Origin of the sequence: Vibrio sp. A8-1, assembly GCF_013048685.1 — a bacterium.
Classification (GTDB): domain Bacteria; phylum Pseudomonadota; class Gammaproteobacteria; order Enterobacterales; family Vibrionaceae; genus Vibrio; species Vibrio metschnikovii.
Genome location: NZ_VHTC01000007.1, coordinates 158,411 through 168,097 on the forward strand (window position 1 = coordinate 158,411; position 9,687 = coordinate 168,097).

Genomic DNA, 9,687 nt, shown 5'->3' on the forward strand with positions numbered 1-9,687 from the left:
TAACACCGCTGCAACGTTAAGTAAGATGGGAATACAACGATCTGTTAAATATATCGGATTACCCCAGTAAAACTATAGGGACTAATACAAAAAATGTGCCTTACCTACAATAATCGCAGGAATCTCACACAAATATCTGGCAGACCCGCTCTTTTTCTTACCTTACCCCTGATTCTAAGCTACTTGAAGATTCCGATAGGAGCAAGCAGACATCCCCCTCGAAGCATCACATGAGAAAGAAAACCAATAAAAAAGCCAACCTAAAAGTCGGTTGGCTTGGTGTAAATCACCGTAGATAGACGTAAAGCGGCTTACTCTTGGTCTATTTTTGCCCAAGTATCACGCAAACCAACCGTACGGTTAAAAACTAGCGAATCAGGTCGCGAGTCTTTGATATCTGCGCAGAAATATCCCATACGTTCAAACTGATAACCAAATTCAGGCTGAGCATCCTTCAAGCTTGGTTCGACAAAACCATGCATGGTGATCAATGAGTCAGGGTTAATTGTTGCCGCAAAGTTATCTGCCGCGGCAGGATTTGCCACCGTAAATAAGCGATCGTACAAACGGAATTGAGCAGGCAAGGCTTTATCTGCTGAAACCCAATGAATAACCCCTTTGACTTTACGTCCATCGGCTGGATTTTTGCCCAGCGTGTCTGGATCATAAGTGCAGTAAATGGTTGTGATGTTACCTTGTTGATCTTTCTCAATACGCTCAGCTTTAATGATATAAGCACCTCGTAGGCGCACTTCTTTACCTAAGACCAAACGCTTATATTTTTTGTTGCCTTCTTCACGAAAATCTTCACGTTCAATCCAAATTTCACGCGTGAAAGGCACTTCTCGCTCACCCATCTCTGGTTTATTAGGATGATTGGCAACCGTAAGCGGCTCAACACTATTTTCAGCAAAATTTTCAATGACAATTTTCACTGGATCAAGTACAGCCATAGCACGAGGTGCATTCTCATTGAGATCGTCACGGATACAAGACTCAAGAGAGCTAAACTCGATCATATTGTCTTGCTTAGTGACCCCAATACGCTTACAAAACTCACGAATAGAAGCAGGAGTAAAACCACGACGGCGCAGACCAGAGATGGTCGGCATGCGTGGGTCATCCCACCCTTCGACCAGCTTTTCAACCACCAACTGATTGAGCTTACGTTTTGACATCACCGTGTATTCTAGATTTAGACGGCTGAATTCATACTGTCTTGGATGACAATCGATGGTGATGTTGTCTAATACCCAGTCGTACAAACGGCGGTTGTCTTGAAATTCCAGAGTACACAATGAGTGAGTAATGCCTTCGAGCGCATCAGAAATACAGTGCGTAAAATCATACATCGGATAAATGCACCATTTATCGCCGGTTTGGTGATGCTCTGCAAAACGCACGCGGTATAACACCGGATCACGCATCACCATAAATGAAGACGCCATATCAATTTTTGCACGAAGACAAGCTTGGCCCTCTGCAAACTCACCAGCACGCATTTTTTCAAATAAAGCCAGGTTTTCTTCAATCGGACGATCACGATATGGGCTATTTTTACCCGCTTGAGTTAATGTTCCACGGTATTCACGAATTTGCTCAGGAGTCAGCTCTTCAACATAAGCCAACCCTTTATTGATCAGTTCTACTGCGTACAAATACAGTTGATCGAAGTAATCGGATGAATAACGAACATTACCAGACCACTCAAAGCCTAGCCAATTAACGTCTTTTTTAATGGATTCAACGTATTCAAGATCTTCTTTTTCTGGGTTGGTGTCATCAAAACGCAGATTACACTGGCCTTGATAGTCTTGGGCAATACCAAAATTCAGACAAATCGACTTCGCATGACCAATATGTAGATAACCGTTCGGTTCTGGCGGAAAACGAGTCTGTACGCTAGTGTGTTTACCATCCGCTAAATCTTTATCAATAATTTGGCGAATGAAATTCGATGGACGAGCCTCAGCTTCACTCATCTATAGCACCTCAAAAATTTATTAGTATTGTCAGAAATGATTTTCTACGTTATGAGTTGGCGATCTCCAACTCAACATAGGTATTACCACCAATCATCCACAATTCCGCCCTATTTCACAATAAAAACTGCGGTTTTCAGACGAATATTTACCAGAACTGGTGGTATAAGTGACCTAATCTATCGTTTTATACCCTAACGATGTCAATCAGGATCTTTTCGCAAGCAAAACAAAAGCCTTCACTAATGTGAAGGCTTCAGAATAATCACCAGCCATTGAGGCCGCTCACCGTAGTGATCAGCTCGCTCTGCGATTGAGAGATTATTGTTGTGATTTGGAATCTATCGATTTCATTTCACCAGCAATGATTTCCGCTAAAGGACCAAGAATGACTTGTAAATTATTGGTCCCTAATTTAACCACGCCTATTGCGCCTAATGCTTTTAACTGTTTCTCATCAATGATTGACATATCTTTTACGGTTAAACGTAAACGAGTAATACAAGCATCAATATTCGATAAGTTTTCATGGCCACCAAGTACTTCTAAGTACTGTTTTGCTAATTCAGAAGACTCTTGTGAACCTTTAACCGAGCTCACGGCTTCGTCATCATCTTCACGACCCGGAGTTTTTAAACCAAACTTCAAAATTACGGTACGGAAAACCACATAGTAGATAATAAAGAATACTAAACCTTGAACAATCAGCATGTACCACTGTACGGCTAGCGGGTTACGTGAAGATAATACCATATCGACCAAACCAGCGGAGAAACCAAAGCCAGCGATCCACTGCATTGAAGCAGCAATAAATACCGACAAACCAGTGAGTACCGCGTGCAAGAGGTACAGTAGAGGAGCAAGGAACATGAACGAGAACTCTAGCGGCTCTGTCACCCCAGTAAAGAAAGAGGCAAAACCTGCTGCAATCATAATGCCTGCTACTTTTTCTTTATTCTTAGCCGTAGATGTATGATAAATAGCCAGCGCTGCACCGGGTAAACCAAACATCATGATCGGGAAGAAACCCGCTTGATACATCCCGGTCACGCCAGGAATAGCGACGCCTTCAGCAATCGATTTTGCACCACCAAGGAAGTTCGGAATATCATTAATACCCGCAACATCAAACCAAAACACAGAGTTAAGGGCATGGTGTAAACCCACAGGGATCAATAGACGGTTGAAAAATGCGTAGATACCCGCACCTGTCGCACCTAAACCTTGGATAGATTCGCCAAAAGAAACCAACCCCCCATAAACGGCAGGCCAAACGTACATTAATACAAAAGCGATAAGAATACCGGCAAATGAGGTTAAAATGGGGACTAAACGCTTACCAGAGAAAAAGGCGAGCGCTTTATGTAACTCAACCGTTGAATAGCGATTATAAATTTCTGCCGAAACAATCCCGACCAGAATGCCGACAAATTGGTTATTGATTTTACCAAAAGCTGCAGGAACAGCTGCTAAATCAATACCTTGAATCTGTGCTACCGATCCAGGCGACAGCAGGGTTGTCACCACCAAAAAGCCAACGAAGCCCGCCAAGGCTGCTGAGCCATCTTTATCTTTTGACATCCCGAATGCGACACCAATTGCAAACAGTACTGACATATTGTCAATAATCGCTGCACCCGCTTTAATTAGGAATGCCGCTAAGGCGGAGTTTGCACCCCAACCCGTTGGGTCAATCCAGTAGCCAACCCCCATCAAAATGGCTGCCGCAGGTAATGTCGCGACAGGCACCATCAGGGCCTTACCTACTTTTTGAAAATATCCAAGAATATTCACCTTAAGTTCCCCCTATAGGATTTTTGTATATGTTGAGCTACTTATTTTGATCGCCCAATTTAGTCACTGTCAGTTTATGACATTAATTTTGCTCCGCAAATTAAAACCTTATCAATTGTGATCATAATCACCAGAAAGCAGCGAAATCGAGCAATTTTGCTAGCAGGATCATAAAGCTTATTTTACCATATAAAAAAACAAACCTTTGCCGCTATCCTTAATCAAGAAGATAGCTTATAAAGCACCAGTCAAAGATAGATTATTTGCCAAATCGATAACCTATTCAGTGATGATTTCTTTATATAACAAGGTTTTCAAAAACTTATTTTTGCTTACGATTTTGGTAAGCACACGATTGATAGATATTTCGCGAACTAATTGAAGTTGAGATACCCGACTTACTGGGAGAAAAAGTAGGCCATACCACTATCTTCACTTATCGGCTGGCCTCGATAACCTCCCGCTAAATCACCATGGCTGTTATCGTTTTGAGTAACAGTACGCAGACTTCAAGTCGCAAGGGTATCAACACAATGAATGCTCCCCCCGATAGATAAGGATTAACTGATTATGTATGCGCTCACAAACTGCAAAATCTACACTGGTAGTGATAAGTTAACTGATCATGCCGTTATCGTGGATAACGACATCATTCAAGCTATCTGTCCGATAAATCAACTTCCATCCACGATCAATCATGTTGATCTCCATGGTGCTAATCTCTGTCCTGGATTTATTGATTTGCAACTCAATGGCTGTGGTGGCGTGATGTTTAATGATCAAATCTCGGCAGATACCATCCAAGTAATGCATCAGGCGAACTTAAAATCCGGTTGTACTAGTTTTCTCCCGACATTAATTACTTCGTCAGATCACGATATTCAACAAGCCATCAGCGCACAACGTGAGTACCAAAAAAAATACCCACATCAATCTCTCGGTCTGCATTTAGAAGGGCCTTATTTGAATGTAATGAAAAAAGGCATTCATAGTGTCGATTTCATTCGTCAGTCAGATCAAGCGATGATTGACTTCATTTGTCAAAATAACGATGTCGTTACTAAAGTCACCTTAGCACCAGAAAATAATGACTTGCGACATATTGAGCAACTCGTTGACGCGGGCATTATTGTTTCTATCGGCCACAGCAATGCCACTTATGCGGAAGCGCGTAAAAGCTTTGCTGCAGGTATCTCTTTCGCAACCCATCTTTTCAATGCAATGACACCGATGGCTGGTCGTGAACCCGGCGTTGTTGGTGCTATTTATGACACACCCGAAGTCTATACGGGGGTCATCGCTGATGGTTTTCATGTTGATTACGCTAACATCCGTATTGCTCACAAAATAAAAGGCGATAAGCTCGTATTAGTGACCGATGCCACAGCTCCTGCAGGCGCTGAAATGGATTACTTTATTTTTGTCGGTAAGAAAGTATATTACCGAGACGGCAAGTGTGTTGATGAACACGGTACACTTGGCGGCTCAGCCTTAACGATGATTGAAGCAGTCCAAAATACGGTTGAGCATGTCGGAATCGCTTTAGATGAAGCATTGCGGATGGCCAGCTTATATCCAGCGAAAGCCATCGGTGTTGATAAGACGTTAGGTCGCATTAAACCAGGCTATATTGCTAACCTGACCATTTTTGACCGTGACTTCAATGTAAAAGCGACAGTAGTGAATGGACAATACGAGCAAAAGTAATCATGAATGGCGGACAAATAGGTAATGTAGATCTCGTTAAGCAGCTCAATAGCGCAGCTGTTTATCGCTTAATCGACCAACAGGGGCCAATTTCGCGCATCCAAGTTGCCGATGTCAGTCAACTTGCACCAGCAAGTGTGACAAAAATAACCCGCCAACTCCTAGAAAGAGGGTTGATTAAAGAAGTCGCACAGCAAGCCTCGACCGGTGGACGACGTGCGATCTCTTTAACCACGGAAGTCGAACCATTTCATTCTATCGCCGTCAGATTAGGTCGCGATTATATTCAGCTGGGCCTGTATAATTTGGGAGGCCAAGAACTGGCTTGCTCTTCCTATGAGTTTCATTACGCTCATCAACCTCAGCTAATCGAAGGGTTAATTCATCATTTAAAAGCCTTTCTTGCCCAACAACAAAGTAATATTAAACAATTAATTGCGATTGGTATTGCTTTACCCGGTCTCGTTAACCCTGAACTCGGGGTTGTTGAATATATGCCCAATATTGAAATTGATGCGCTTGGGCTTGGCGATATTATTCGAGACCACTTTCATGTTGAGTGTTTTGTCGGTAATGATGTGCGTGGCATGGCGCTGGCAGAACACTACTTTGGCGCGAGCCAAGACTGTCAAGATTCTATTTTAGTCAGCGTGCATCGTGGTACAGGAGCTGGAATCATTGTCAATGGACACGTTTTTCTAGGAACTAACCGCAACGTTGGCGAAATCGGCCATATCCAAATCGATCCTCTTGGTGAACAGTGTCAATGTGGAAATTTTGGTTGCTTAGAAACCGTCGCCAGCAATCCAGCCATCGTCGCTCGTGTCAAGAAACGGCTTGCTCAAGGTTACAAATCAAGTTTATCTGATCTGCCTAAAGTAACCATTGACGATATCTGTCAACACGCTTTGCAAGATGATGAGCTAGCGAAGCAAGCCCTAGTGCAAGTCGGTAATCAACTTGGTAAAGCAATAGCCATGACGATTAACTTATTTAACCCTCAGAAAGTCATCATCGCGGGTGATATTACTGCGGCTCAAGAGGTTATTTTTCCGGCTATTTTACGTAATGTTGAAAATCAGTCGTTACAGGCTTTTCATCGTCAGTTACCTATTGTGGCATCAACGATTGACAAGCGACCCACGATTGGGGCTTTTGCTATGATAAAACGAGCCATGCTTAATGGCGTTTTACTCCAGAAATTGCTCGAAGACTAAGGTCTATTGATCCTCGTTGTCGTGCTCAACTCGCCACATTAATCAAGTCAGATCAACTATTCACTTTCTCTCCCCATGAACGTTGTCATCAACGCGATTGGGGATATCGCCTTTCTAATTAACCTTTCTCACACCTTCATTGCTGATTTATTAGACGCAAATTAGAACTCATTCACTGAAAAGCAATTTAAATTAGAAAAAATTCACCACAACAAGCAACTATTAATTATTTAAACAAAGAAGTGTTGCCTTTTTTAACCAAAATGGCAAATTAAAGTCATCTGATTAAACATCATCTAATTAAGGAAGCGGTATGTGTTCTATCTTTGGTATCTTAGACATCAAAAGCGACGCCAGTGCATTACGGACAATTGCCTTAGAAATGTCTAAAAAACTACGTCATCGTGGCCCCGACTGGTCTGGTATTTACACCTCTGAGCGCGCTATTCTTGCTCATGAGCGCTTAGCGATTGTCGGTCTAAACAGCGGTGCTCAGCCACTGTATAGCCCTGATAAAAAACTTATTCTTGCCGTTAATGGTGAAATTTATAACCACAAAGAAATTCGTGCCCGCTATCAAGATAAATACGACTTTCAAACCGATTCCGATTGTGAAGTCATTTTAGCCCTCTACCAAGATAAAGGCGCTGAATTACTCGAAGAACTCAATGGTATCTTTGCTTTTGCTCTTTATGACCAGGAAAAAGATCAATTCCTAATTGGCCGCGACCATATTGGCATCATCCCGCTCTATCAAGGTCACGATGAGCATGGCAACTACTATGTCGCCTCAGAAATGAAAGCATTAGTGCCGGTTTGTAAATCGATCAGTGAATTCCCTCCTGGCAGTTACTTTCGTTCAACCGATCCAGAACCTTACCGCTATTACCTACGCGATTGGACTGAATATGATGCTGTAAAAGGGAATATATCGAGTAAAAAAGAACTCACGGAAGCGTTAGAAGCGGCGGTCAAACGCCAGTTAATGACCGATGTACCTTATGGCGTATTATTATCTGGCGGGTTAGATTCTTCTATCACCTCAGCCATTGCCAAACGTTACGCCGCGATGCGTATTGAAGATGATGAACAATCGGCTGCGTGGTGGCCTCAACTGCACTCGTTTGCCATTGGTCTAGAAGGCGCACCTGATTTAAAAGCCGCTCGTGAAGTGGCTGAAAAAATCGGCACAATACATCATGAAATGACCTATACCATTCAAGAAGGGCTGGATGCGATTCGTGATGTGATTTATCACATTGAAACTTATGATGTGACGACCATTCGCGCTTCAACACCGATGTTTTTACTCGGACGAAAAATTAAAGCGATGGGCATAAAAATGGTGCTATCGGGTGAAGGCGCTGACGAAATATTTGGCGGGTATCTTTACTTTCATAAAGCGCCGAATGCGCAAGAGTTTCATGAAGAAACCGTCCGTAAGCTGCTCGCATTAAACCTATTTGATTGTGCTCGAGCGAATAAATCACTCGCGGCGTGGGGCGTTGAAGGACGAGTACCGTTCTTGGACAAAGAGTTTATTGATGTCGCGATGCGTCTCAACCCTGCCGACAAAATGTGTGGTAATGGTAAGATGGAAAAACACATCTTACGCGAATGCTTTCAAGACTATTTACCGGATTCCATTGCTTGGCGTCAAAAAGAGCAATTTTCCGATGGCGTCGGCTATAACTGGATAGACACCTTGAAATCAACCGCAGAAGCGAAAGTTAGCGATCAACAAATGGCAACGGCTAAATTCCGCTTTCCATACAATACGCCAACAACCAAAGAAGGCTATGTGTATCGAGAAATCTTTGAAGAGCTGTTCCCATTAGAGTCTGCAGCACGCTGCGTACCTGGTGGTCCATCCGTCGCCTGCTCATCCGCCAAAGCTGTAGAATGGGATGAGTCTTTCAAAAACTGCATTGACCCTTCAGGTCGGGCAGTAAAAGCCGTACATAATGAAGCTTATTAATAACCTTCGATATAAATAATCAAGGCGCCTCTATGGCGCCTTGAGCTTTTCTACTTAATCATCAAACGCTCTCAACGACGCAAGCTCAATTGTCTAAGCGATGCTTAAGATCCAAATCTTTATTATCAATACTGATCACCACTGGCTGATTGATCATCTGCACCAACATCATAGAGCGTGCCTCACCGTCCGGCTCTTGATATAAAGCCCGAATACCACAAAACTGACCACCTTTAACTTCAATTTCTTGCCCTACTTCTGGTAATCCAAGTTGCTCGTGATCGGGTAGATATTCCAGTTTTTTTAGCTCGGTGATTAATGCTTCCGATAATTCTTTAGGTTCAGGGCCAAAACGAACAAAATCGACAACACCACGTGTTGAACGGACCGTCGTAAACGTTGGTCCTTGCTTATAATCAAAACACACGAAAATATAAGACGGGAAAACGGGCTCTTGTACTTTTTTTCTTTTACCACGAAGAATTTTCTCAACTTCCATTTGCGGATAAAAACATTCAACCCCTTGATTTTCAAGATGGCTCTTTGCCCTTGCTTGTTCACCTCGCTTACAATAAAGCAGATACCAACCTTTCATAATCTTAGCCAACCTTCTTATTATGCTTTTATTTACGCCACTTATGTATCGGGCAATAGCGAAAGTATACCTAAACTACTTGAAGTGGGAAGAGGATAAACCCTCCGATCATTAATAGGGCTCGAAGCTGGTATTGATTAGATGCCATCCCGTCACTTTATGCAGATAATCGTTTACTCAGCGCGGCTTAACAACAAACAACAGCAATAATTACTCCCACAATCCATCCACGCCCAAAATGTAACCAAATATGAAAACTTAGTTTTCACTCAATATCAAGAGTTAAAAATCGAGTAGGAGGCGGGATCACTCCCGCCGTCCTCTCACACCACCGTACAAGCGTGGATCGCATACGGCGGTTCCGAATAGATTTTCAATGTTTCATACCCTTCCAACAATGAGTATAACCCCAAC

General features: G+C 42.8%; 6 protein-coding genes and 1 pseudogene. 3 read left to right on the forward strand and 4 right to left on the reverse strand.

The window, feature by feature from the left end; genetic code table 11:
• Positions 1–311: 311 nt before the first annotated feature.
• A complete protein-coding gene (gene glnS / locus FKN93_RS06000) occupies positions 312–1,982 on the reverse strand; it encodes a glutamine--tRNA ligase (RefSeq protein WP_170904679.1) in 1,671 nt (556 codons plus the stop codon).
• A 321-nt stretch (positions 1,983–2,303) separates the two neighbouring features.
• Complete coding sequence (gene nagE, locus FKN93_RS06005; RefSeq protein WP_170904680.1) at positions 2,304–3,776, reverse strand: N-acetylglucosamine-specific PTS transporter subunit IIBC; 1,473 nt, start codon at positions 3,774–3,776, stop codon at positions 2,304–2,306.
• A 570-nt stretch (positions 3,777–4,346) separates the two neighbouring features.
• Between nagE and nagA the strand changes: the two genes are divergently transcribed.
• From nagA to asnB, 3 genes are all read left to right on the forward strand, one after another.
• Positions 4,347–5,483, forward strand: coding sequence for an N-acetylglucosamine-6-phosphate deacetylase (nagA, locus tag FKN93_RS06010; protein WP_170904681.1), 1,137 nt, complete (start codon positions 4,347–4,349; stop codon positions 5,481–5,483).
• Positions 5,484–5,485: 2 nt separating this feature from the next.
• Positions 5,486–6,700 carry an ROK family protein gene (locus tag FKN93_RS06015; RefSeq protein WP_154168703.1) on the forward strand — a complete coding sequence of 405 codons (1,215 nt, stop codon included), beginning with the start codon at positions 5,486–5,488 and terminating at the stop codon, positions 6,698–6,700.
• A 313-nt stretch (positions 6,701–7,013) separates the two neighbouring features.
• Positions 7,014–8,678, forward strand: a complete 1,665-nt coding sequence (gene asnB / locus FKN93_RS06020) for an asparagine synthase B (protein ID WP_170904682.1) — start codon at positions 7,014–7,016, stop codon at positions 8,676–8,678.
• A gap of 85 nt (positions 8,679–8,763) precedes the next feature.
• On the opposite strand, the gene rfaH is transcribed toward asnB, so the two are convergent.
• Together rfaH and FKN93_RS18080 are read right to left on the reverse strand one after the other, a co-directional pair.
• The gene (gene rfaH, locus FKN93_RS06025; protein WP_040904536.1) at positions 8,764–9,273 is read right to left on the reverse strand and encodes a transcription/translation regulatory transformer protein RfaH; all 510 of its coding nucleotides are present in this window, start codon (positions 9,271–9,273) and stop codon (positions 8,764–8,766) included.
• 323 nt (positions 9,274–9,596) lie between these two features.
• Positions 9,597–9,687: pseudogene (locus tag FKN93_RS18080) on the reverse strand (RNA-directed DNA polymerase); the annotation flags it as partial.

Excerpts from the sequence above, each read along its gene's own strand:
- FKN93_RS06015 (WP_154168703.1), top strand. The coding sequence starts at position 5,486 with ATGAATGGCGGACAAATAGGTAATGTAGATCTCGTTAAGCAGCTCAAT.
- nagA (WP_170904681.1), top strand. The coding sequence starts at position 4,347 with ATGTATGCGCTCACAAACTGCAAAATCTACACTGGTAGTGATAAGTTA.
- glnS (WP_170904679.1), bottom strand. The coding sequence starts at position 1,982 with ATGAGTGAAGCTGAGGCTCGTCCATCGAATTTCATTCGCCAAATTATT.
- rfaH (WP_040904536.1), bottom strand. The coding sequence starts at position 9,273 with ATGAAAGGTTGGTATCTGCTTTATTGTAAGCGAGGTGAACAAGCAAGG.
- asnB (WP_170904682.1), top strand. The coding sequence starts at position 7,014 with ATGTGTTCTATCTTTGGTATCTTAGACATCAAAAGCGACGCCAGTGCA.